The sequence below is a fragment of the Ochrobactrum sp. Q0168 genome, assembly GCF_016427605.1.
GTDB lineage: Bacteria > Pseudomonadota > Alphaproteobacteria > Rhizobiales > Rhizobiaceae > Brucella.
Genome location: NZ_JAELXQ010000001.1, coordinates 37922 through 61644 on the forward strand (window position 1 = coordinate 37922; position 23723 = coordinate 61644).

The window sequence follows — 23723 nt, forward strand, 5'->3', positions numbered from 1 at the left end:
TGAACAATGTCGCTTGAGCATGTGATCGCGCTTCCACGCAATGAAGAGGGTATCGCCGCTGCGGTCGGTATCCTCAAGCAGCGTTTTGGCGAGCGGGCGCAGACCGGGCAGGCCATGCGTGAGCAGCACGGCCACACCACCAGCTATGTGCCGACGCAGGCGCCGGATATCGTGGTGTTCGCTGAAAACACGCAGGACGTGCAGGATGTGGTGCGCATCTGCGCCGAACATCGCGTGCCGCTAGTGGCTTTCGGCGCGGGTTCGTCGCTGGAAGGTCAGGTTAACGCGGCGGCGGGCGGCGTATCGCTCGATCTGACGCATATGAACCGCATTCTGGCCGTTCATGCCGAAGATCTCGACTGCGTTATCGAGCCGGGCGTGACGCGCCGTGAGCTGAACGAATATCTGCGCGATACGGGCCTGTTCTTCCCCATTGATCCGGGTGCAAATGCAACGCTTGGCGGCATGGCCTCGACGCGTGCTTCCGGCACCAATGCGGTTCGTTATGGCACCATGCGCGAGAATGTTCTGGCGCTGAAAGCCGTCATGCCGGACGGTCGCCTGATCGAAACCTCGAAACGCGTCAAGAAGACCGCCGCCGGTTACGATCTCACCCGCCTGCTGATCGGCGCGGAAGGCACGCTCGGCATCATCACGGAACTGACCTTGAAGCTTCAGGGCATTCCGCAGGCGATTTCCGGCGGCATCTGCCCGTTCCCGGATGTGGAATCGGCCTGTCGCGCGGTGATCGATACGATCCAGATGGGCGTGCCGGTGGCGCGTATCGAGCTGGTCAACAAGCTTCAGATGGAAGCGCTCATCCTCTATTCGAAACTTCCTTACGAAGCGCAGCCCTATCTGTTCGTGGAGTTCCACGGCACCGAAACCGGCGTTGCCGAACAGGCCGAGATTTTCGGCGAGATCGCCGCCGGACATGGCGGCGGGCCGTTTCACTGGACGCAGAATGCCGAGGAGCGCGACCGTCTGTGGCGCGCGCGCCATGACGCCTATTTCGCCTCCTCCATGCTGCGTCCCGGCTGCAAGGGCATTTCGACCGATCTGTGCGTGCCGATTTCGCGTCTGGCCGATTGCATCACCGAGACGGAACGCGATCTGGCAGAGAGCAACATCCTCGCGCCGATCGTCGGTCACGTGGGCGACGGCAATTTCCATCTGCTTTTGCTGCTCAATACGGAAGACCCGGAAGAGATGGAGCGGGCGGAAGCTTTCATGGACCGGCTCGTGATGCGGGCGCTGGCCATGGAAGGCACCTGCACGGGCGAACATGGCATCGGTCAGGGCAAGATGAAATATCTGGCCATGGAGCTTGGTGAAGCGACCGATTATATGCGCGTGATCAAAAAAGCGCTCGATCCGCTGAATATCATGAACCCCGGTAAAATACTGATTTCGTGAGTCAAATCAGCCTTCTGCGCCGCTCGGCTCAGAAGGTGATTCAATGAACGAGCTTGTTTGCATCGGTTAGAGCGCATCCCGAAAAGTGGGAACCGGTTTTCGGAAAAGATGCGCGTTAAAACAAAGGACTAGAGCGCCGATCTGATTCTATCAGATCGAAACGCGCTCTAGGCGGCAGCTTGCCTTGTTGTCGCCGAACCGATGCTGTTTTTTGTTGCCGCGCAACCCTCAAAACCGCTTCGCACTTTGTGTGTCGATGCACTATGTTGCGTTGGTAAATATGGCGTGATTCACCCGTGGTCTCGCGCCTGACTGAATCCACGTGACTGACCGGAGCTGCTTCTTGGGCCGCATATTCGTCATTGTCGGCGGGCTTCTGGTGCTGCTTTTGACTGCAGCGCTGGTGGTGCCGCCTTTTGTCGACTGGAGCGGCTATCGGGCCGATTTCGAGCGCGAGGCGGGCCGTATTCTGGGGCGCCCTGTCAAGGTTGCGGGCGATGTGAATGCGCGGCTGCTGCCGTTCCCATCCGTGACCTTTTCCGACGTCCGCGTCGGGGCCGATGCAACGCATCCGGTGATGACCCTCGACCGTTTCTCGATGGATGCGGAACTGATGCCTTTCCTGCGCGGTCAGGTGCTGATTTTCGACATGCGTGTCGAGCGCCCGCGCGTTTCGATATCGCTGGATAAGGACGGCAAGGTCGATTGGGCCATTCGTCCGTCCACGCCGCTCAATCCATCGCAGATCAAGGTCGAGAGGCTGTCGATCAGCGATGGCGCGGTGACGCTGCATGATTTGGCGAGCGGACGCGTTCATGAGGCCACGGGGCTGAACGCCGTCCTGTCGGCCAACAGCCTTGCCGGCCCATGGCAGGCGCAAAGCAGTTTCAGCCTTGGAGGCCGCAAGCTTGCAGTCGATCTGACGAGCGGCGAGGCGAAGCCCGACGGCTCCCTGCGGCTGCGAGCCCGTATTTCGCCGCAAGCCATTCCCGCTGCATTCGAAACCGATGGCGATATCGTTCTGAAGGATGGCCGGTTGAATTATGCGGGCGATTTTTCGCTTCGCTCTTCTGACATGGTGGCGCAAAATGACAAAAACCAGAAAGACGCTTCCGCCGACAAGCCGTTTTTCAGCGGCCTGCGCCTGACAGGAAAATTCACCGCCGATACCGACCGCTTCGATGCGAGCGAGTTTCGCATGGAGCAGGGGCCAGCCGACAACCCCTATGTCGTCAACGGCAAGGCGCTGATTGATTACGGCAATGTGCCGCGCTTTGAAATCAGCGCCGATGGGCAGCAGATTTTCTGGGGGCCGAGCGAGACGGCGGAAGACCAGCAGGTCACGTCCGCCATGCCGCTTTCGGACCGCATCGCCATTGCGCGCAGGGTTCTGGACCAACTGCCGATCCCGACCATACCGGGCCGCATCGACCTCCGTCTGCCAGCGGTCGTTGCCGGTGGAACCACTATTCGCTCGGTGACGATCAATGCCGAACCGGACGGCGGAGACTGGAATATTCGCCAGTTCGCCGCCGATCTGCCAGGGCGCACCAAAGTCGAAGCCAAGGGTAAGCTGTCCGTCGGCAACGCTTTCGGTTTCAAAGGCGAAATGCTGGTTGCATCGCGTCAGCCGTCCGGTCTTGCCACCTGGCTCAATGAGACAGTGGATGAATCGATCCGCACGCTCGACGGGGCCGGTTTTTCCGGCAAGGTCGATCTGCGCGATGGGATGCAGCGCATCGACGATCTTGAAATCGGTCTGGGCAAGACGTCGCTGAAAGGATCACTGCTGCGGCAGGTCAAAGGCGCGGCGCAGCCGACCATCGACGTCAATCTGCAGGGCGGCGCGGTGGAAAGCGATGCCTTGCAGGCTTTCGTTTCGTTTTTCTCCGGCGGCGAGGGGCTGGCGCTTCTCGATGCGCAGACGCTCAATGTCGGCTTCAAGGCCGGGCCGATGCGGTTCAAGGATATGGAAGCGGCCAATGTCGATCTGGCGATGCGCCTTCACGATGGGCGTTTCGATTTTGACCGGCTGATGATCAGCGATGTGGCCGATGCGACACTGACGGCCACCGGCGCTTATGAGCCCTTCGCCAATTCACCATCGGGCAAGCTGGATGCGACGATCCTCTCTGGCGATCTGTCGCGCTTCATCTCCCTGATGGCCAATCGTTATCCGCAATTGCCTTTGTTCCGCGCTTTGTCGGCGCGTGCGGCGAATTTTCCCGGCCTGTTCGAGGACAGCGAGATCAACGTGATCGCCAACGCGGTCGCGCCGGTCAGGCCGGAAACGCAAGCCAGTCCCGCGAAGAACGGTGCGGCGAAGGGCAAAAGCGCGAGACCTGCCGAGACGAAAACCAAAACTTCGCCCGGCAGCGGCGAATTTTCCTTCAGCGTCACCGGCAAGACCGGCGGGATGAAGCTCGACCTGTCGGGAACCGCCAGCGGCGGCGAGACGGATGCTGACCCTTTGCAGATGCAGCTCAACGGCACGGCTACTTCCGAGCAGGGGGAGTCTGTGCTGGCCCTGATCGGCCTGCCGTCGCTGCCTCTGGGGCTTGCCGGTGAACTGACTGCGGACCTCACCATGCAGGGCGCGCCGAGCGCCGGGATGCGCACGCTTCTCAAGCTGACAGCGCCCGATGGCACGGCGTCGGCAGACGGGGTGATTTCGCTGATCGGCGGCGATATTGCCGCAAGCGGCAAGGCGCATATCAAGTCCGCCGATCTGCAGCCATTCATCGCCACGGCAGGCTATGCGTTGCCGGGTTATGGCGCGGGCCTGTCCGCTGATCTTTCCAGCGATTTCCAATTTGCCAAGGGCATTTTGCGCTTTCCGAATCTTGCCGGGCAGCTGAGCGGCGAAGACGTGTCGGCGCGGCTGGAGGCGAATTTTGCCGATAGCGGGCTGCCGCAGCTGAAAGGCGAGGCGAAGCTCGCTTCGCTTGAGGTCGATGGGCTGGCGGCCATCATGCTCGGACAGGACGCGTTTGAACCGGCGAAGCCGACAGAAAAGTCCATCTGGCCGCGCGGGGCTTTTGCGGTTCGGCCGTCGCTGCCGCTGCTGATCGACGTGAAGCTCAATGTTGCTGAGGCCCATATGCAAGGTTTCGGCACCGCGACGGAATTTTCGACGCGCCTGCAAAAGACGATCGATAGTCTGAGCCTCACCGAACTGACCGGCAACTGGGCAGGGGGCTATCTCGTTGGCACCCTGTCACTGCGCAACAGTGATAAGAACGCGCTGCTGTCGACCGATCTGAAATGGAGTGGTGCGGACCTCGCCAATTTCTACCATCTGGAAGACGGTTCGGCCCCGTTGGGCGGCGTCGTCAAGGCTGCGGTGACGCTGAATGGCAGCGGCGAGAACGCCGCCGCGCTGGTCAGTTCGCTGGCGGGAACGGCGACCGTCGATGTGGAAAAATTCGCAGTGACCGGTCTGGATGGTGCAGCCCTGCCTGCCATGGTCGCAGCCGCTGACGCCATTGGCGATCAGCCTGCCGGTGATGAGAAACTGGATGCGAAGCGGTTTACTGCTATTGCTGACAAGGCCGTCGCGCCGGATGCACGCTTCACGCCTGGCGATGCGCGTTTCGAATTTACTGTTGCTGGCGGTATTGCGCGCATGACTTCCGCCAATCTGTCGGATGGCAACGCGACCCTGTTGAGCGATTTGCAATTCGACCTCTCGACGCTCGGCATCGGTGGCAGCGGAACCTTCACATTCCAGGGCGATGAGCGCGCGCAGACGGGTCTATCGCCGCAGGTGGCTTTCACCATTGGCGGGACCTACGACCGGCCCGAAGTGAAGCTCGACCGGCAGCCGCTTGTGCAGTTCCTGACCCAGCGCGCATTGGAGCGTGAGCAGGAACGCGTCGAGGCCATGCAGGCCAGTCTGATGGAAAAGCAGCGTCTGCGCCGTCAGCTTGGCGTGTTGGAAGCCGACGCGGCAGAACGCGCACGCGCCCAGCAGGAAGACGAGACACGTCGCCGTACGGAGGCGGCGGCGCGCGTTGCAGCGGAAAAACGAGCGGAAGAGCAGAAGCGTCGCGCGTCGGAGCCGCCCCAGCCTGCCGATCCGGAAGGCGGGGCGGCCAATGGTGCAGCTGCACCGTTGACGAGCCCGGAAGGCGGGCAGTCGCTCAATGAATTTCTGAAAACTCTGGAGCCGACCCCAACCGCGCCCGCCCAGCAGCCCTGACCGCGTCTGTGTTCAGCGGGCTGGCGGTATCTGCGATTTGAGCCAGTTCAAGACGTGAAGACGTAGCGCCGAAGAAAGATTGGTGGTGCGCTCACGCTTGCTGTCAACCTCCGCCACCAGTGATGCAATCGACTGGCCGCGCATTTCGGCGATCTGGTTGAGTATCTCGAAGAATTCGTCTTCCAGCGTATAGCTGGTCGCATGGCCGCGAATGCTGACGGAGTGCTTGCGCAGGCCGCCGGTGCTCAAAGCTCGCTGTCCGTGTCGTCTTTGCGCTCAAGGCGGTTCATATCCAGGAAGTGCTCGCTCTTGCGGGTCTCTTCGCGCGCAAAGTCTTTTTCCACTTTCGTCCGTCCGAAAAGAATGCGGTTTTGATCCGCCTGCTTTTCCTTGGCGTCACGCGCTTTCTTTTTCTTGAACTGCCGCAGATTGACGATGTCGCTCATTTCCGTCTCTCGGATGCCTCAGTGCTTTGCAACGCGCGTTTATAACGCGGCGCTCCGATGGCCTGCAAGCTGTCGTCTTGGCTTATTTCGGTTCCTTGGGATTGGTGAACCACCAGATCGCGACTGAAACCGCGACGAGCAGCAAAAGGCCAATGGTCATTTGCCAGAGGGGAAAGTTCGGCGCATCGCTCGCGATGAAGAACGCAGCGATAACGCCGCTTATCCAGAGAACTGCCTGCGCTAACAAACGAACCATGAGATTCCCGCCTTGATTTCCAATGCCGTAATGGCCGCTATCTTATCTTTTTAAACTTCGGTTGCCTTGATCGAAGTCAAAACGAATGGTCTGGTTAGTACTATACTATGAAATAACGCCCTGTCTGGCCACAGTTTTATACGAACGGCTTCTGCGCCAAAGCAACATGCTTGCAGCGTAGCCAAAGCCTTCATGAATTCATGCAAAATTGGGAAGAAGATTTACTTCTTGCGGAAAGCGTCCAGCGAAACCACGTCGGCAGAGGGCTTGGGCGTATCTTCGCCCTCAGCATTATCCTTCGCGGCTGCTGCCTGCTTTTCAGCCGCAGACTTGCGCGACTTCGCCTTGGTCTTCTCCGGCTTTTCGGGCGCTGTTTCCACCGGGATCATCTCGATGGGCGCGATGTTTGCGTCTTCATCGTTGTCGCTGGTCGGCTGAACTGCCGCAACGTCGAACTCAAGCTCGAAATTGACCGAGGGGTCGTAAAAACCGCGCACCGCCGAGAATGGAATCACCAGCTTTTCAGGGATGTCGCCGAAAGACAGGCCGACCTCGAAAAGCTGATCGGTGACATTCATGTCCCAGAACTGATGCTGCAACACAATTGTCATCTGCTCGGGATATTTCTCCTTCAGGCGCGAGGAAATGCGCACGCCCGGCGCTCCGGTGAGGAACGTGATAAAGAAATGATGATTGCCCGGCAGGCCAGCCTTGGCCACCTCCGCAAGAACCTTGCGAATGACGCCACGAAGGGCTTCCTGAGCGAGAATGTCGTAACGGATCAGATCCTGTACCATGGGTTTCTTATCCCACGGATTCGCAGGCAGATGTCAAGTTCGTTCTCGCAGGAAACCATGATATATATTGCGAAAGTGCGGTGGCGCTGGCCGATCTGTCAGGGGCGAGGAGCCGCTTGCGGGGACGATTCAGGCACACCAAATGCCAGCAGGAACGTCCTCACACCATTGATCGCGCTGCGTTCGATGGTGTCGTCATCGACGGCGCATCCATGCAAGGCGCGAAGTTGCGTATCGGCGCTGATCAGCGCCATGAAATGCAGCGCTGCCAGATCGGGATCGTCGAGACGGAGATGCCCGGCGAGCGCGAGACGGGAAAGGCACGCGGCAATGGCCGGGACAGCCTGCGCCGGCCCCTTGGTCTTGCAGATGTAACCGGCAGACGGCAGATCAGGTGCGTTGGATTGCAAGAGCTTGCGCAGAAAAGCACCCGATGGATCGTAAACACAATTCCGGTTCATGCGGATCGCGAAAGTCGTCAGGTCCTGCTCAAGATTGGCGCCGGTCTGTGGAAAAGTGGAAAGTACGGCGAACAGGCTCGCATTCATGCGGTCCAATGCATCTTCGACCACAGCGGCGAGCAGGGCTTCCTTGTCGCGGTAGTGGTTATAGATGGTCTGCCGCGAAACGCCCGCCTCATTTGCGATGAGATCGATGCTGGCACCCTGAAACCCGTCGCGCGAGAAAACGCGCGCCGCAGAACACAGGATGAAATCGCGTTTCATGCACTGTCCCGGCTTCATTGCGGTGGAGCCAACCGCGGCGTTCAACCCTTTTCCAGGGGGGCTGCGCTTCACCGGCGGGGCGGCCATTTCGATTATGTCAGTAGTTTTCATAAGCCCAACATAAGATGACTTGACGTTTTGGACAATGGTGTCTAATTTGACATCAATGTCAAATTCCTTTTGGCATTTCGTCCAGATAAGAGACTGTGACGGTTATTTCAGAGGTCCGATATGCCCGTTTGCGAGCGTATATCCCGGATCTGGTCTGAAAAGCCATAGCAGTTACAGAGAGTTATTCAATCCAGTACCGGTTTTGCGAGCCCAGCGATCCATCCTCCCAAGCGAAGTTGGCGATCCGAAACCGGTGCGGGCACCTCACGAAACATTGATGAAAGCGCGTCTCCCATGGCTTCGAGTCTTGTGCGCAATGCGATTGTTCTTGGTCTTCTTTCCGCCGTCGGTCCGTTCGCGATCGACATGTATCTGCCTGCCTTGCCGACGATAGCCGCCGATCTCCATGCGGAAACCGGCGCGGTACAGATGAGTCTGCTTGCCTTTTTTATTGCTTTGGCGATTGCGCAGCTTTTCTGCGGTCCTTTGTCGGACATGGTCGGGCGCAAAGTCCCGCTTTACGGTGGGCTGATTCTGTTTGCCATCGGCAGTGTCGGCTCTGCGCTGGCGACCAATATCGATGTGCTGGTGCTGTTCCGCTTCCTGCAAGGGCTTGGCGCGGCGGCGGGTATGGTGATTCCGCGCGCCGTGGTGCGCGATCTGCATACCGGCGTGGAAGCAGCGCGACTCATGTCGCTGTTGATGCTGGTCTTCTCGATTTCACCGATTCTGGCGCCTCTTACGGGCTCGGTCATCATCAGCTTCTTTGGATGGCGCGGTGTGTTCTGGGCCGTTCTGGTCGCGGCACTTATCGGCATCCTGCTGCTTGCCACCGCCCAGCAGGAAACGCGAACGCGTGAAGCGCGGCTTGAAAGCAGCATCGGCAGCGCTCTGCGCGGCTATGGCCGTCTGCTCAAGGACCGTTATTTCCTTGGGCTGGTTTTCGTCGGCGGCTTCGGCATCGCATCGTTCTTCGTCTATCTGGCCAATTCGTCCTTCGTGCTGATCGACCATTACGGCTTGACCCCGAACCAGTATGCGCTGGCTTTCTCGGCCAATGCTGTGTCGTTCTTCGGTGTTTCGCAGCTGAATGGCTTGCTTGGCGCTCGGTTTGGCCTGCGCCGTGTGATGCGCGTTGCCGTATCCGGGTTTGCCGCCGCCATGCTTGCCATGTTCGCCGCCGTTCTCATGGGGCATCATTCGCTCTGGCTGATCGCAGGCTTCCTGTTCGTCGGCTACGGCTTCCTTGGACTTGTGATTCCGACAACGGCGGTTCTGGCGCTGGAGGATTACGGCGCGATTGCCGGTACAGCTTCGGCCTTGATGGGAACGCTGCATTTCGTGATTGGCGGTCTGGCAATCGGCATTACGGGCTCGTTCTTCGACGGATCGGCTTTGCCCATGGTTGGCGGAATTGCCGGTTGCGCGCTGACTGCATTCGTGCTGACGCAGATCGTCCTCTCCCGCAAAACGGGCGATCTCGATACAGAAGCGGCAGCAGCCTGATATGATGAGGGAAAGTGGAGGCTTCTGTTGCCAGGTGCCTCCGAACCCCGCCTTAAGGTGCTAACCCTAAGGGCTTTAGAGTGGGTTTCCCGCACCGCCATTAGGCAGCGAGAGCATAACCCTGAGCTTTGTTGTCATTTGCAACTACTCAATCGACCCGATAACGGTGGTATCATGCCGAGTAAAAGAGCGATCTTTACACCCTTGTCGATCCTATTTCGCCCCCGCCACAGCACAGACTGACGATAAAGCCTGTGTTCTGGTGGAGGCGCCGGGTACCGCCCCCGGGTCCAATGGGTTTATTACACCGTCCGTTTATCACCATAGCTGGCTTGCGCCAGCGAGACGTATATAGGCGTGCTCGATCCATATTGGAAGAGGGGCGATTATATTTGTCAGGTGCAAATCTACTCCTGAATCTTCTGAAGGATGAATAAGGCAGCTCGTTTCGTGGCGGCCGGAAGAGACAAAATATCGATTGTCTCATTTTCCGTATGCGCGCCTTTACCCCACGGCCCTAATCCATCAATGCCCGCCTTCATATAAGGCATGACATAGGAAATATCCGCGCCGCCACGGTCCTGCGGGGCTACAGCCTTGAGCGCAGGGCCCCCAAGTTGCTGCGATATGGCGCTATATTGCAATAGCAACGCATAATTGGCGTTAGTCGCTGGCATTGCCGGCATGATGTCCTGAAACGCGACCTTGCTGTGCGTCCCGGCAAGCGGCTGCGCCGTAATCCTTTGCAGGGAGGCTTCGATCGCGTCACGTTCGTCCTTCGTCATGAAGCGCAGATCGCCATGGGCCAGAGCATTGGGCGGAACGATGGTCTTGCGTCCGCTGGCGGTCCCTGTTCCCTGATCAATATCCTCATCGACCTGCTCGCCGCCGAGGAGAAGCCCCACATTCATGCTGATATCGGGCTTTTTCGCCAGTTCCGTTCGCAATGCGTCGATTACTCTGGCTATTTCATAAACAGCGCCAAAGCCGACATCTGGCTGGAAAATCTGCGAAGAATGCGCTGCCTTACCGGTGGCGGTCAAAAACCACTCAGACAGGCCGCGTCTGGAAACGACCATTTCATCAGGGGCCAGTGCAAACTCAAACCCCAGCGCGATATCGCTGCGTTTCGCCGCGTCCATCAGAACTTTCCGGGAGAGGCTTGTCGGTCTCGCGGCCAGTTCTTCGTCGCCGGTCATGACGATTGTGATATTCGCATCCTTGAGCGCATCGGCGTCTTTGAGCGCCTTCATCGCATAGAGGATCGTGACCAGCCCGCCCTTGTCATCGATAACGCCGGGGCCGCTTGCCTCTTTTCCGTCCTTGGAAAGAGTGAAGTGCTGAAACTTGCTCGTTGGCGGGAACACCGTATCCAGATGCGCGATCAGGAGAATGCGTGTTCTGGCGTTTCCGGTATGTCTCGCAACCAGCGTGCCTGCATGTTTCAGGTCTGCCGGAAGATCGTGCCAGTGAACATCAAAGCCAAGCGCTTCGAATTCGGGTTTCAGAACATTCCGGATTTGCTTTACACCTTCGGCGTTCGCCGTTCCGCTGTTGATGTTGACCAGTTTTTCGAGCAGCAATAACTGCTCATTCTTCCGATCCTGAATATAGCCAGCAATATTTTTGTTTCTATCATCAGCTGGTTCAGAATGTGCGTGGACAGGATGAAGAAAAATCTGCAATGCGATCAGCAATGACAAAGCTCTAAGCATAATTAAACCCGTTGCGAACTTTAAATTGGATTTGAAAATTTAATCAGAATTGTATTAAACATATGAATGAATTTCATTTCGAGAATATGTTAGACCGTATTTTGTCCTTTGCGGGGCAAAGGAACATTATCGCGTGTTGCTTCTCTAAAATGTCGTTGACAGCTTGCTCGCACTGGTCAATCTTGGTTGTATCTATATTGGAAAGGCTGGGTTTTCTTCCGGTCGATCGGGATTTGCAGTGATATAGGGCGGTGTGCCCATACTGAAGGAGAGCCGATATATGAGTGAATACCTTGCAGATGTCCGCCGCTACGATGCTGCCGCTGATGAAGCGGTTGTCGAGAAGATCGTCAAGCATCTGGGCATTGCGCTACGCAATCGCGACTCTTCGCTCGTTTCGGCGACCGATCCGGAGGAACTGAAGCGTGTGCGCGACAGCTGGGTTGGCAAGAAGCTTGGCGTGACCGATGCGGCCAAGGCTGAAGAAGTGGTGAACCACGTCGCTGAAGTGATGAAGGGCGACCGCAACAAGCACCGCGTGACCTTCTATTATCTTGTGGCCAAGCAACTCGGCAAACTCGGCGACCTCTGAGAGCCTGTTCCAAAAGTCGTCCTGTGCGGCTGCAAATGGCAATCTTCTCCGTTCCGGTGCTCACGTAGCATTTTTCGACGCATAATCTTGTCCGAAAAGTCTGCAACTTTTCGGGATTATGCTGGGAAGTACGCTCCGCTCCGGTACTCGAAAATCACCATTTTCGCACACACATGCCGCTTTTTGATTCAGGCACTGATCAGTGCATATTGTCTGTGGAATTTTAACCCCGGTGCCCCGCGCCGGGGTTTTTCCTTATAGTAGGGTCGAAACGAATCGATCTCGAAAAACCCTATCCGGGAACATTCCATGCGCACCTATCTCGATCTTCTCCAGCATGTGCTCGATAACGGCACCGATCGCGGCGACCGCACGGGAACGGGCACGCGCTCGGTTTTTGGCTATCAGATGCGCTTCAATCTGGAGGAGGGCTTTCCGGTCCTGACCACCAAAAAGCTGCATCTGCGCTCCATCATCTATGAGCTGTTGTGGTTCCTGAAGGGCGATACCAATATCGCCTATCTGAAGGAAAACGGCGTTTCGATCTGGGATGAATGGGCCGACGAGAAGGGCGACCTCGGCCCCGTTTATGGCTATCAGTGGCGCTCCTGGCCCGCGCCGGATGGGCGGCATATCGACCAGATCGCCAATCTCATGAAGATGCTGCATGGCAATCCGAATTCACGCCGCCTGATCGTTTCGGCGTGGAACCCGGCGCTGGTCGATGAAATGGCGCTGCCGCCATGCCATTGCCTGTTCCAGTTCTATGTCGCGGATGGCAAGCTTTCCTGCCAGCTCTATCAACGCTCGGCGGATATTTTCCTCGGCGTACCGTTCAACATCGCTTCCTACGCGCTTTTGACCATGATGATCGCGCAGGTGGCGGGCCTCAAGCCCGGCGAATTCATCCACACGCTGGGTGACGCGCATATTTATTCCAACCATTTCGAGCAGGCGCGGCTGCAATTGACGCGCACGCCGAAAAAACTGCCGGTCATGCGCATCAATCCGGACGTGAAGGATCTGTTTTCCTTCCGCTTCGAGGATTTTACGCTGGAAGGCTATGAAGCCGATCCGACGATCAAGGCGCCGATTGCCGTATGAGTGACAGCGTGAGCACGGACAAGCCCGTCATTTCGATTATCGTGGCCGCAGCCGAGAATGGCGTGATCGGGCGCGACAACGATATGCCATGGCGGCTTTCGACGGACCTCAAGCGCTTCAAGGCGCTGACGCTGGGCAAACCGGTTATTATGGGCCGCCGCACGTGGGAATCGATCGGGCGACCCTTGCCGGGGCGGCCCAATATCGTCGTGACCCGTGCTGAGAATTTTCAAGCCGAGGGAGCGCACATCGTCGGCTCGCTGGAAGACGGCATTGCGCTTGGGCGCAAGCTTGCGGAAGAGCTTGGCGTTGGTGAAGTCTGCATCATCGGCGGCGGCAAGATTTATGCGCAGGCCTTGCCGCTAGCGGATCGCGTGCATCTGACGCGTGTGCTGGCGGAAATCGACGGGGACACGCATTTCCCGGAGATTAAGCCCGATGCGTGGCGTCTGGTGTCGTCGGAAGATGTGCCAGCCGGCGAAAAAGACAGCCATCCGACCCGTTATATGGTGTACGAAAAGCGTGTTGCGTAAAGCATAACATAGGAATTTTATTGCGCTTCCGTTGAAAGCGCGCCTCCCGATGCCTATAAAACGGTAACATTAGTTGATGACGGGGGTTTGCGCCTTGCTTTCCCGTCTTCCGGGAGCATCTCCGTTAGAAGCGCCGACGCGTTTTTGCCGGGGATGCGGGAAACAGAAGCTTAGAGGTGAGGATGCCCTGGAGCAATCAGAATGGCGGCGGCGGCCCATGGGGTGGCGGCGGCGGTGACAACAATAATAACAACAATAATAATGGCCCCTGGGGACAGGGCCCGAAGGGACCTCGTGGGGGTGGCCAGAATACACCACCTGATCTCGAAGATATTTTGCGCAAAGGCCAGGATCGCCTGAAGCAGGTATTTCCCGGTGGCGGCGGTGGGCGGAGCGGCGGCAATCGTCCGATCTATTTCCTGATCGGTGCGGCCTTGCTCGGCTTCTGGGTTTTCCAATCCGTCTATACGGTGCAGCCGGACGAGCTGGCGGTTGAACTTCGTTTCGGCAAGCCGAAGGATGAAGTTTCCGAGCCGGGCCTGCATTTCCATTGGTGGCCGATTGAGACCTATGAAAAAGCGCAGATCGTCGAAAAGCAGATCAATATCGGCGCTCAGGGGTCCCGCACGGCGACGCAAGGTCTGATGCTGACCGGCGACCAGAACATCGTGAACGTCCAGTTCTCGGTTCTTTATCGCGTGTCCGATCCGCGCGCCTATTTGTTCAATGTCGACAGCCCCGATGCGATGGTACAGCAGGTGTCCGAAAGCGCGATGCGTGAAATCGTCGGTCGCCGTCCGGCGCAGGACGTTTTCCGCGACAATCGTGCCGAGATCGCGCAGAGCGTTCGCAATATCGTGCAGCAGACGCTCGACAGCTATCAGGCCGGTATTCAGGTCAATGCCGTGTCGATTGAAGATGCGTCGCCGCCGCGTGAAGTGGCCGACGCCTTCGATGAAGTGCAGCGTGCCGAACAGGATGAAGACCGTTTCATCGAGGAATCGAACCAGTATTCGAACCAGAAACTCGGTCAGGCCCGCGGTGAAGCGGCCCAGCTTCGCGAAGAAGCAGCCGCCTATAAGAACCGCGTGGTTCAGGATGCCGAAGGTGAAGCGCAGCGTTTCAGCTCGGTCCTCAGCCAGTATGAAAAAGCGCCGGAAGTGACCCGGAACCGTCTCTTCCTCGAAACCATGGAACAGGTGCTTAAAAGCACCAAGAAAGTCATTGTGGAACCCGGAAAGGATGTCGTGCCCTATCTGCCGCTGAACGAACTGATGCGCCAGCAGCCGCGCGCAGGCACAACGCCGGGTGCAACCGTGACCACGACCCCCTCGACCGGCGGAGGTGCCCAGTAATGGCCCAGAACAGACTTCCGATCATTGCGGGTATCATCGCTGTCCTCGCCTTCCTGCTCTATTCCGCGACATTCATCGTTTCGGAGCGCCAGCAGGCCATCGTTCTTCGTTTCGGTCAGATCGTCAACGTGAAGACCGAGCCGGGCATCTATTTCAAGCTGCCATTCGGCTTCCTTGATGCCGATACGGTGCAGATGATCGATGACCGTCTGCTGCGTTTCGATCTGGACGATATCCGCGTTCAGGTTTCGGGCGGCAAGTTCTATGACGTCGACGCGTTCCTCGTCTATCGCATCACCGATGCGCGCAAGTTCCGTGAAACGGTTTCGGGCAGCACGCTCCTTGCCGAACAGCGTCTGCGCACCCGTCTCGATGCCGCTCTGCGCGGTGTCTACGGTCAGCGCGGCTTTGAAGCCGCCCTTTCGGAAGAGCGCGGCGACATGATGCGTGAAGTGCGCGATCAGCTGCGTCCCGATGCGACATCGCTTGGTCTGACCATTCAGGATGTCCGCATCCGTCGCACGGATCTGACGGCCGAAGTCTCGCAGCAGACCTATGAGCGCATGAAGGCGGAACGTCTGGCCGAAGCCGAGCGCCTGCGTGCCCGTGGCCGTGAAGCCGCCCAGCGCATCCGCGCCGTGGCAGACCGTCAGGTTGTGGAAACCATCGCCGAAGCGCGCAAGGAATCGGAAATCCTTCGCGGTGAGGGCGATGCGCAGCGCAGTGAAATCTACGCCGCCTCCGCATCGAAGGATCCGGGCTTCTTCGCCTTCTATCGTTCGATGGCCGCTTATCGCGAAGCGCTCGAAACGCCGGATACGACGCTGGTTCTCTCGCCGGATTCGGAGTTCTTCAAGTTCTTCCGTGATGCTGGCGGCAAGCTGGCAACGCCTTCGCAGTAAAACGCGGGAACAGCTCTCATGAGCGATTTTTTAGCCGCCGTAGGTCTTCTCTTCGTTATCGAGGGGCTGCTCTACGGCGGCTTTCCTTTTTTCGCCAAGAAACTCGCACGCGAGGCGAGTGAAGCCCCGGAAGGCGCATTGCGCATTGCCGGTATCGCGGCGCTGGCCATCGGCGTCGGCATCGTCTGGCTTGTCAGGGGATAAGCCCCTTGGGCTCCGTTATTTATGGCCATTCGCCTGTACGGGGCCGCAAACAGGCCTTAATTTACGGCGATCTAACCTTTAGGTTATTTGCGTAGATATACAGGATCGGAGCAGAGCTTTATGGCAATCGTACCGAAGGCGGGATTCGCTCGCACCCTATTCGCAACCGTGGCAATGGGCGCGCTGGCTGTCACCGGAACGCTGACGGTCGCAACGCCGCCCGCCCTTGCGCAGGACGCTGCCGTGAAAGGCATTCAGGGGCCGGGTTCTGTCGCCGATCTTGCGGAAGGGCTTCTGGATGCGGTGGTGAATATCTCCACGTCGCAGACCGTAAAGGACGATGGCGGCGAGGGCGATGGTCCCGTGCCCATGCCGAAAGTGCCGGAAGGCTCTCCGTTTCAGGAATATTTCAAGGATTTCTTCAACAACAAGGATGGCGAGCAAAGCGACGAATCCCGCAAGGTTCAGTCGCTTGGATCGGGCTTCGTCATCGATGCCGAAAAAGGCTTCGTCGTCACCAATAACCACGTCATTGCGGATGCCGACGAGATTGAGGTCAATTTCAACGACGGCACCAAGCTGAAAGCCGATCTGGTCGGCAAGGATATCAAGACCGATCTTGCTGTCCTGAAAGTCGATCCGGCCAAGCACAAGCTCAAGGCCGTGCAATTCGGCAATTCGGAAAAGGCGCGCATTGGCGACTGGGTTCTGGCCATCGGCAATCCGTTCGGGCTTGGCGGAACTGTGACCGCCGGTATCATTTCGGCCCGCAAGCGCGATATCAATTCCGGCCCCTATGATGACTTCATCCAGACGGATGCTGCCATCAATCGCGGCAATTCGGGCGGGCCGCTGTTCGATATGAGCGGGCAGGTGATCGGTATCAATACGGCGATCATTTCGCCTTCGGGCGGCTCCATCGGCATCGGCTTTGCCATTCCGGCTGAAATGGCCGTGGGCGTGATCGATCAGCTGAAGGAGTTCGGCGAGGTCAAGCGCGGCTGGCTCGGCGTCCGCATCCAGCCGGTGACGCAGGATATTGCCGACAGTCTCGGTCTGAAAGAACCGAAAGGCGCGCTGATTGCAGGGCTGATCGAGAATTCCGGCGTGGATAATACGGCGCTGAAGGCCGGTGATGTGGTCATCGGCTATGAAGGAAAGCCGGTAGACACCGCGCGCGATCTGCCGCGCCTCGTGGCTGAAAGCCCGGTCGGCAAGGAAGTGGAAATCAAGGTTGTTCGGGATGGCGCGGAACAGACCATCAAGGTGAAGCTCGGACGCCTTGTCGAAGACGACAAGAGCACGGAAGCCGTTAGTGAAGACCAGGCGCCTGCACCGGATGGAACGGAAGGCGAAGACGGCGAGGAAGCGCCTGCCAAGCCGAAGAAGGAGCAGAAGAGCGAAGCCACCGGCCCGACCGTGCTTGGCATGAAGCTGTCCGCGCTCGATGACAATGTTCGCGGCGAGTTCGGCATTGCCGAAGATGTGCAGGGCGTGGCCATTCTTTATGTCGCTCCGGGTTCGGCTGCGGGCGACAAGCGCGTTGAAACCGGCGATGTCATCGTCGATATCAATCAGGTCACCGTCAAAGCGCCGGAGGACGTGAAGAAGCGCATCGATGCGCTGCGGCGGGAAGGGCGCAAGAATGCGCTGCTCATGCTGGCGTCGCGCTCCGGCGAGCTGCGTTTCGTGACGGTTCGGATCGACTAGCACTTCGATAAGATAGAATTGGAGCGGCGCTGCGGATCATCCGCAGCGCCGTTTTCATTTGCGATTTGAATCAAATAGCGGCAAGTGCTGAGAATGAGATTCAATGCCCGGTCGGGCGAGGGAGCGGTGCGGGTTTGGAAACTGTCGATATTGTCGTGATAGGCGCGGGCGCAGCCGGGATGATGTGCGCCATCGAAGCGGCCAAGCGCGGACGTTCCGTACTGGTTGTCGATCATGCCAAGGCAGCGGGCGAGAAAATCCGCATATCCGGCGGCGGCCGGTGCAACTTCACCAATATTCACGCCAGCCCGAAGAATTATCTGTCGCGCAATCCGCATTTCTGCATCTCGGCCTTGAGCCGTTATACGCAGCGCGATTTCATCGCCTTGGTCGAGCGGCATCGCATTGCCTATCATGAAAAGACGCTCGGACAGCTCTTCTGCGATGGGTCGGCCACGCAGATCATCGACATGCTGCTTGGCGAAATGAAGCGTCATGGCGCGCGGCTGAAACTCTCCTGCGGTGTCGAAACTGTGGCCAAGACAGCCGATGGCTTTGAACTGCGGCTGACGGAAGGCGGTGTTCGCACGACGGTCAGATGCCGTTCCGTGGTCGTTGCCTGTGGCGGCAAATCGATTCCCAAAATGGGCGCGACCGGCTTCGGCTACGATATCGCCGAACAATTCGGACTGCGGCTGGTCGAGACGCGTCCGGCGCTGGTCCCGCTCACCTTTGAACCCAATACGCTGGAACGCCTGAAGCCGCTGGCCGGTATCGCCGTCGATGCGGTGGTGTCCTGCGGCAAGACGAGCTTTGCCGAGGCCATGCTGTTCACGCATCGGGGCATCAGCGGGCCGTCCATCCTGCAGATATCATCCTACTGGAAAGAGGGTGATGAGATCCGCATCAACATGTTACCGGGTACAGACCTGTTCGAAACTTTGCGCGCCCAGCGCGCGCAAAATGGCAAGCAGGCCTTGCAGACAGCGCTCGGCCTGCATCTGCCGAAGAAACTTGCGCAGACAATTGCCGAGGAAAACGGCGCAAGCGGGCAGCTCGCCGATATGTCCGACAAGCTGTTTCGCCGCGTGGAAGCCGCTGTCCAAGGCTGGCGCATCAAGCCTGCCGGTTCGGAAGGCTATCGCACGGCAGAAGTGACGCTGGGCGGCGTCGATACGCGCGACCTCGATTCGCGCACCATGGAGGCCAAGTCTGTGCCGGGCCTCTATTTCATCGGCGAAGTGGTCGATGTTACCGGCTGGCTTGGTGGATATAATTTCCAGTGGGCTTGGTCGTCGGGCTGGTGCGCCGGTCAAGTCGCATAACACTACAGTGCAAATTCGTGATGCCGGACTGCAAAGAGCAATTTTCTGCGTTCCGGTGCTCACGTACCCTTAAGTACGCTCCGCTCCGGTACTCGAAAATCACTCTTTTCGCCACGGCCTGACGAATTTTCAGCTGTAGTGTTCGGCCCGGAGGCGAATTTCTATTCGACGAAATCCGCTTTCCTGTAACCCTGAATGTAGAGAAGGGCGGTGAGGTCGCCATGGTCGATCCGCACCTTGGCTTGCGCCGCCACTGCCGGTTTGGCATGAAGCGCCACACCTGTTCCCGCGAGCTGGATCATGCCGAGATCGTTGGCGCCATCGCCGACCGCGATTGCGTCTTCGGTTGACAGGCCGAGACGGTCAGCGATTGCTTCCAGCCGTTCCACCTTGGCTTCGCGGCCCAGAATGGGTTCCGCAACAACGCCGGTAAGCTGGGCGCCATCGTCCAGAAGAAGATTGGCGCGGTCTTCATTGAAGCCGATCATTTCGGCAATACGGTGGGTGAAGGACGTAAAACCGCCGGAGACGAGCGCGGTATAGGCGCCGTGCTTGCGCATGGTCCGCACCAGTTCCGGGCCGCCGGGGGTGAGCGTGATGCGGGTGGCGATCACCTTGTCGATAACCTGAAGCGGCAGGCCTTTCAGCAGCGCAACGCGTTCCCGCAAGGCTGGTTCAAAGGCGATTTCACCATTCATGGCGCGGGCGGTGATCGCAGCCACATGGTCGCGCAGGCCTGCTTCTTCCGCCAGTTCGTCGATGCATTCCTGCTGGATCATGGTGGAATCCATGTCGGCGATCAGGATTTTCTTGCGGCGGCGATCCTGCGCCTGCACAACCACATCGACCGGTGCGCCATCGAGTGTCGCGCGCAGCGCAGCCTCGGCGTCTTCGGCGCTCAAGCCGGTTGGCAGAGGAATATCGCAGGCAATACCATCTGCAAGCCAGTAAAGTCCTGTTGCATTCACTGCCGCTGACGCTTTAATCCCGAGCGACGGAACAAGAGCGGCCTTGGCCGGGTTGGCGATCAAAGTGGCAACGAGCGAAGCGGATGCAGACATGAGGGAGCGATTCCTGCGATGAGTGAGGAGGCGATCAAGAATGCCATCCTGATAGCTGGCCCAACGGCCAGCGGCAAGTCGGCACTTGCCATTCATATGGCAAGGGAGACCGGCGGTTTCATCGTCAACACCGATTCCATGCAGGTTTATGATGTGCTCGATCTGCTGACGGCGCGCCCCGGCGCAGACGATCTCGCCGCTGCTGAGCATCATCTCTACGGCCAAGTTCCGCCATCGGTCTCCTATTCCACCGGCAAATGGTTTGCCGATGTTGCATCCCTTCTGGCGCGGTCCGAGCTGGAAGGCCGAACCCCGATTTTTGTCGGCGGTACGGGGCTTTATTTCCGCGCGCTCCTGGGCGGTCTGTCGCAAATGCCGGAAGTTGCGTCAGATGTGCGCAACCATTGGCGCGCCCGCATGGAAGCGGAAGGCGCAGAAGCGTTGCATCGGGCTTTGTTGGAACGCGACCCGCAGATGGCTGCGACGCTTCAGCCGACCGACAGTCAGCGTATCGTGCGGGCGCTGGAGGTGATTGAAAGCACCGGAAAATCCCTGAGCGTATGGCAGCAAGCCAGGGGGCGCGTTCTGGTGGATGACCAGTCGGCGCGCAAACTCGTGCTTTTACCGGAACGGGGCTGGCTTTCCGAACGCATTGCGCGGCGCTTTGCCTTGATGTGGAACAATGGCGCTATCGACGAAGTGAAGGCGCTGTTGTCCTTGCAGCTCGATCCGGCGCTGCCTGCCATGAAGGCTATCGGCGTTCGCGAGATCAGCGCTTTCCTCGATGGCGCCATGACCAAAGACGAGGCCATTGAGCGGTCAGTCATTGCAACACGGCAATATGCCAAGCGCCAGTCGACCTGGTTTCGCAATCAGCTTGATAAAAGCTGGAGTTTTTTAAGTAATTCTGATGAAGCACTACTTCAATTAACGACACTGAAATAACTCGCTGGCAATCTCCGGTAAGGAGAGGCGGGCGCGAAATATGCGGTTTCATAAATCGGAGCGGGCATTTTTCATTCTGATTATTTTGATGTGCGGGATAGGCATTCTGCTCTATCGCGTGCATGTCGATCTGGGTGCGCTTGCAGCCAGCCCTCTTGATGCGTCCGCTTCCGAACTGGTGACTTCTCTCGGACGGCTCAACCATGCGGCGATCTGGGTTCTCATTGCCTCTGTCGTTTGCGGGCTTCTGCTGATCTATCCGCAGATACGCACCGAGGCGCTGGATCGCGGCAAGTTGCAGATCATCACCCAGGATTTGTCCGAACGCTCGCAAACGCTCGAACATGCCGCCCTGACTGACAGTCTGACCGGCATGCAGAACCGGCGTTATTTCGACGAGGCGTTGAAGGAATATCTGGTCCAATTCGACCGTATCCAGCGGCCCGTCGGCCTGATGATTATCGATCTCGACCACTTCAAGGCCGTCAACGACACCCATGGACACGATATTGGCGACGTGGTGTTGCAGGAAGTCGCGCGTTGCCTGCGCGATTATACCCGCTATCACGATGTGGTAGCGCGTCTTGGCGGCGAGGAATTCGCCGTGCTGGCGCCCAATATGGATGCAGAGCTGATGATCAAGCTCGCCAATCGTATCCGCAAGGCCATTGCGGCGCTGGAAATCGATCTTGGCGATGTGAAGCTGACGGTCACCGTCAGTATCGGCCTTGCGGTATGGGACCGGCGCGAAACGTCGAAGGATCTTTATCGTCGCGCCGACAAGATGCTCTATGCCGCCAAGAATATGGGGCGCAATCGCGTCTGCGCGTGATGCGCTAACACGCAGCGCCTTCCGTCAGCCTTCAAAATCCTTGCGAAAATTGCGCACCAGATCGCCAAGCTTCTTCATGCTTTGGGCGGTCTCGCTGTTATGGGAGACGACAGGTGCCGGTCGCTCCGGTGCAAGCGGTGTTGTGGTGACGGTCTCCAGCCTGCCGATTGTCGCAGGCTTTCCCAACAGGTCGCTATCGTCGGACGGCTTTTCCGGCGCGCCGGTCTGCGCATTGTTTTCAAACGAGCGAAGCCGATCCACGATACGGTCGAGCGCGATCTTGTCATCGACCTGCCGGGATGATGTCAGGCTTTCGGCCTTGCGGCGTCCCGGCAGCTGATGCGGCGGGACTGTTTCGAATGTGAGCCGCATCGGTGTCGAAAAGGCTTCACCGAAGGCAATGGCTTCACGGTTGGCAATCGACGAGAGAAACCCGGCCATGCTGCGCGCACCGCCGCGCAGCGCGCCTTTGATGATCTCCTGATCGCGCTCATTGCCCAGACGCATTGCGAAGATGGAGTTGCACTGCGAGAGAATGGTGGCGTCCAGCTCGCCGGGGCGCTGACTGATCACGCCAAGATAGGAGCCATATTTACGCCCTTCCTTGGCAATGCGGGCAATGGCCTGTCGCGTCGGCCAGAAACCGGCGTCTTTGTCGGCTGGTATATAGCGGTGCGCTTCCTCGCAGATGACGAGGGTTTGCAGGCTGCCTTCGCTCGACATGGCAATGTCGAATGCAAGGCGGCACAGGACCGAAGCAACCGCGTTGACCACTTCGGACGGTAGGCCCGCAAGCTGGAAGGTGCAGATCGGCTTGCCATTATGCGGAATGCGGAAAATGCGCGCGATCGCCTGACGCATGGTTTCCGGCCCACCGGTGACGGCGAACATGAAGCGGAAACGCGGATCGCTGGCGATAGATTCCAGCCGTGCTTTCAGGTTGCGCAGATAGGGCCGCTCCGCCTTGCTGTCGAGAAGGCCGATCCTGTCTTCGATCAGGGTGAGGAGATCGCGCAGGCGATAGGCAATGGGCGTATCGACGCTGACCGTCCTGTCCGACAGTTTGCGCCGCAGGGTCTGGCGACCGCCGGTTTCGCTGTCATTGGTCTTTTCGCGGGCAAGCTGCACGAGGTCGCGCAATATGTCGTATTCCGTCGGCTCTGGCGTGCGACCGCGAAAGATCACATCGGCAAATTCGTCCAGCCGCAGCATCCAGAACGGCAATTCGATATTGGTCTGGTCGACAGCAATGGCGAGGTCTGGAAACGCGCCCGCAAATTCATTGTGCGGATCGAGGATCAGAATGCGCAGATCGGGCCGCTGCAAGACGATGCGGCGCAAGAGCAGCATGACAGCGCTGGATTTGCCCACACCCGTGGTGCCGACAACGGCAAAGTGCCGCGAGATGAGGTCTTCAACCGAAACATAGGCCGGGACCGAGGCGTCTTGTGTCAGCGCGCCGATGGGCACGCTTGTCTGGCCCATCTGGGCATAGACTGCGGAAAGGTCGGAGGCGCGGATACGGTGGGCGATGGCGCCGGGATAGGGATATCGGGAAATGCCGCCGCTGAACGACATAGCGCCGTCCGGTTCGCCGCGCACTTCACCGAGAAACTCGACATGGACATGGACGATGTTATCGCCGCCGCGCGTCCAGACATTATCGGGCACGGTGACATTATGGACGAGGCCGACCAGACGGTTGCCGCCCGACTGAATCGAGATCAGCTGACCGACGGTCCAGTAGTCATCAGATGCGGTGGAGGAGGGGCCGGACAAAGCTGCGATAATCGCGCGCTCGCCGTCGCACTGGATGACGTGACCTTCCGTGCGGTTGCGTTGTACAAAGCCGCGGTCCTTCATTTCGGCACTGCCGTCAATATCCCCGCCCGTGTTCATTCCGCCAACTTTCATAAGAGCTATCTGATGAAGCTAGCAAATCCGGGTTGAAATAAAGTTATCGAGAGGGTGGGGTGAATCTTAAGAA

21 protein-coding genes and 1 other RNA gene are annotated in these 23723 nt (G+C 58.5%); 13 read left to right on the forward strand and 9 right to left on the reverse strand.

What is annotated here, in order from left to right; genetic code table 11:
- The first annotated feature begins 6 nt into the window (after positions 1-6).
- Positions 7-1416 carry an FAD-linked oxidase C-terminal domain-containing protein gene (locus tag JAU75_RS00160; RefSeq protein WP_199053641.1) on the forward strand — a complete coding sequence of 470 codons (1410 nt, stop codon included), beginning with the start codon at positions 7-9 and terminating at the stop codon, positions 1414-1416.
- A gap of 343 nt (positions 1417-1759) precedes the next feature.
- Positions 1760-5617, forward strand: coding sequence for an AsmA family protein (locus JAU75_RS00165; protein ID WP_199053643.1), 3858 nt, complete (start codon positions 1760-1762; stop codon positions 5615-5617).
- A 12-nt stretch (positions 5618-5629) separates the two neighbouring features.
- Here the strand turns inward: JAU75_RS00165 and JAU75_RS00170 are convergent, their stop codons facing one another.
- The 5 genes from JAU75_RS00170 to JAU75_RS00190 form a co-directional block, all read right to left on the reverse strand.
- Complete coding sequence (locus JAU75_RS00170; protein ID WP_199053645.1) at positions 5630-5866, reverse strand: ribbon-helix-helix domain-containing protein; 237 nt, start codon at positions 5864-5866, stop codon at positions 5630-5632.
- Positions 5863-6063 carry a DUF4169 family protein gene (locus JAU75_RS00175; RefSeq protein ID WP_199053646.1) on the reverse strand — a complete coding sequence of 67 codons (201 nt, stop codon included), beginning with the start codon at positions 6061-6063 and terminating at the stop codon, positions 5863-5865. Before JAU75_RS00175 ends, JAU75_RS00170 begins: the two co-directional genes overlap by 4 nt.
- Positions 6064-6145: 82 nt before the next feature.
- The gene (locus tag JAU75_RS00180; protein ID WP_199053647.1) at positions 6146-6319 is read right to left on the reverse strand and encodes a hypothetical protein; all 174 of its coding nucleotides are present in this window, start codon (positions 6317-6319) and stop codon (positions 6146-6148) included.
- A 221-nt stretch (positions 6320-6540) separates the two neighbouring features.
- The gene (locus JAU75_RS00185) at positions 6541-7116 is read right to left on the reverse strand and encodes an SspB family protein (RefSeq protein ID WP_199053648.1); all 576 of its coding nucleotides are present in this window, start codon (positions 7114-7116) and stop codon (positions 6541-6543) included.
- 98 nt (positions 7117-7214) lie between these two features.
- Positions 7215-7952 (reverse strand): TetR/AcrR family transcriptional regulator, encoded by a 738-nt coding sequence (locus tag JAU75_RS00190; protein ID WP_199053649.1) that lies wholly within the window; start codon positions 7950-7952, stop codon positions 7215-7217.
- Positions 7953-8246: 294 nt separating this feature from the next.
- On the opposite strand from JAU75_RS00190, the gene JAU75_RS00195 reads away from it, so the two are divergent.
- The gene (locus tag JAU75_RS00195; RefSeq protein WP_247880349.1) at positions 8247-9458 is read left to right on the forward strand and encodes a multidrug effflux MFS transporter; all 1212 of its coding nucleotides are present in this window, start codon (positions 8247-8249) and stop codon (positions 9456-9458) included.
- A gap of 13 nt (positions 9459-9471) precedes the next feature.
- On the opposite strand, the gene ssrA is transcribed toward JAU75_RS00195, so the two are convergent.
- Positions 9472-9839, reverse strand: a transfer-messenger RNA (tmRNA) gene (gene ssrA, locus JAU75_RS00200).
- A 26-nt stretch (positions 9840-9865) separates the two neighbouring features.
- A complete protein-coding gene (locus tag JAU75_RS00205) occupies positions 9866-11041 on the reverse strand; it encodes a M20 family metallopeptidase (protein ID WP_199053650.1) in 1176 nt (391 codons plus the stop codon).
- Between the two features lie 412 nt (positions 11042-11453).
- Between JAU75_RS00205 and JAU75_RS00210 the strand changes: the two genes are divergently transcribed.
- The 8 genes from JAU75_RS00210 (at position 11454) to JAU75_RS00245 (ending at position 18898) form a co-directional block, all read left to right on the forward strand.
- Positions 11454-11765: a DUF2853 family protein gene (locus JAU75_RS00210; protein WP_109369383.1), complete on the forward strand. Its 312-nt coding sequence runs from the start codon at positions 11454-11456 to the stop codon at positions 11763-11765.
- Positions 11766-12074: 309 nt separating this feature from the next.
- The gene (locus tag JAU75_RS00215) at positions 12075-12869 is read left to right on the forward strand and encodes a thymidylate synthase (RefSeq protein WP_199053651.1); all 795 of its coding nucleotides are present in this window, start codon (positions 12075-12077) and stop codon (positions 12867-12869) included.
- Positions 12866-13402, forward strand: a complete 537-nt coding sequence (locus tag JAU75_RS00220; protein WP_199053653.1) for a dihydrofolate reductase — start codon at positions 12866-12868, stop codon at positions 13400-13402. Before JAU75_RS00215 ends, JAU75_RS00220 begins: the two co-directional genes overlap by 4 nt.
- A 182-nt stretch (positions 13403-13584) precedes the next feature.
- Positions 13585-14757, forward strand: a complete 1173-nt coding sequence (gene hflK / locus JAU75_RS00225; protein WP_247880350.1) for an FtsH protease activity modulator HflK — start codon at positions 13585-13587, stop codon at positions 14755-14757.
- The gene (gene hflC, locus JAU75_RS00230) at positions 14757-15659 is read left to right on the forward strand and encodes a protease modulator HflC (RefSeq protein WP_199053655.1); all 903 of its coding nucleotides are present in this window, start codon (positions 14757-14759) and stop codon (positions 15657-15659) included. Before hflK ends, hflC begins: the two co-directional genes overlap by 1 nt.
- Positions 15660-15677: 18 nt before the next feature.
- Complete coding sequence (locus JAU75_RS00235) at positions 15678-15863, forward strand: DUF2065 domain-containing protein (protein ID WP_199053664.1); 186 nt, start codon at positions 15678-15680, stop codon at positions 15861-15863.
- Between the two features lie 120 nt (positions 15864-15983).
- Complete coding sequence (locus tag JAU75_RS00240) at positions 15984-17573, forward strand: DegQ family serine endoprotease (protein ID WP_199053666.1); 1590 nt, start codon at positions 15984-15986, stop codon at positions 17571-17573.
- Positions 17574-17707: 134 nt separating this feature from the next.
- Entirely contained in the window at positions 17708-18898 is a 1191-nt protein-coding gene (locus tag JAU75_RS00245) for an NAD(P)/FAD-dependent oxidoreductase (protein ID WP_199053669.1), read from the forward strand.
- A gap of 161 nt (positions 18899-19059) precedes the next feature.
- Here JAU75_RS00245 and serB read toward each other — a convergent pair whose 3' ends face one another.
- Positions 19060-19959: a phosphoserine phosphatase SerB gene (gene serB, locus JAU75_RS00250; RefSeq protein WP_199053671.1), complete on the reverse strand. Its 900-nt coding sequence runs from the start codon at positions 19957-19959 to the stop codon at positions 19060-19062.
- Positions 19960-19977: 18 nt separating this feature from the next.
- On the opposite strand from serB, the gene miaA reads away from it, so the two are divergent.
- Positions 19978-20904: a tRNA (adenosine(37)-N6)-dimethylallyltransferase MiaA gene (gene miaA, locus JAU75_RS00255; protein WP_199053672.1), complete on the forward strand. Its 927-nt coding sequence runs from the start codon at positions 19978-19980 to the stop codon at positions 20902-20904.
- 40 nt (positions 20905-20944) lie between these two features.
- Complete coding sequence (locus tag JAU75_RS00260) at positions 20945-21736, forward strand: GGDEF domain-containing protein (RefSeq protein WP_199053674.1); 792 nt, start codon at positions 20945-20947, stop codon at positions 21734-21736.
- 24 nt (positions 21737-21760) lie between these two features.
- Here the strand turns inward: JAU75_RS00260 and JAU75_RS00265 are convergent, their stop codons facing one another.
- Positions 21761-23635: an ATP-binding protein gene (locus tag JAU75_RS00265; protein WP_247880351.1), complete on the reverse strand. Its 1875-nt coding sequence runs from the start codon at positions 23633-23635 to the stop codon at positions 21761-21763.
- Between the last annotated feature and the right edge of the window lie 88 nt (positions 23636-23723).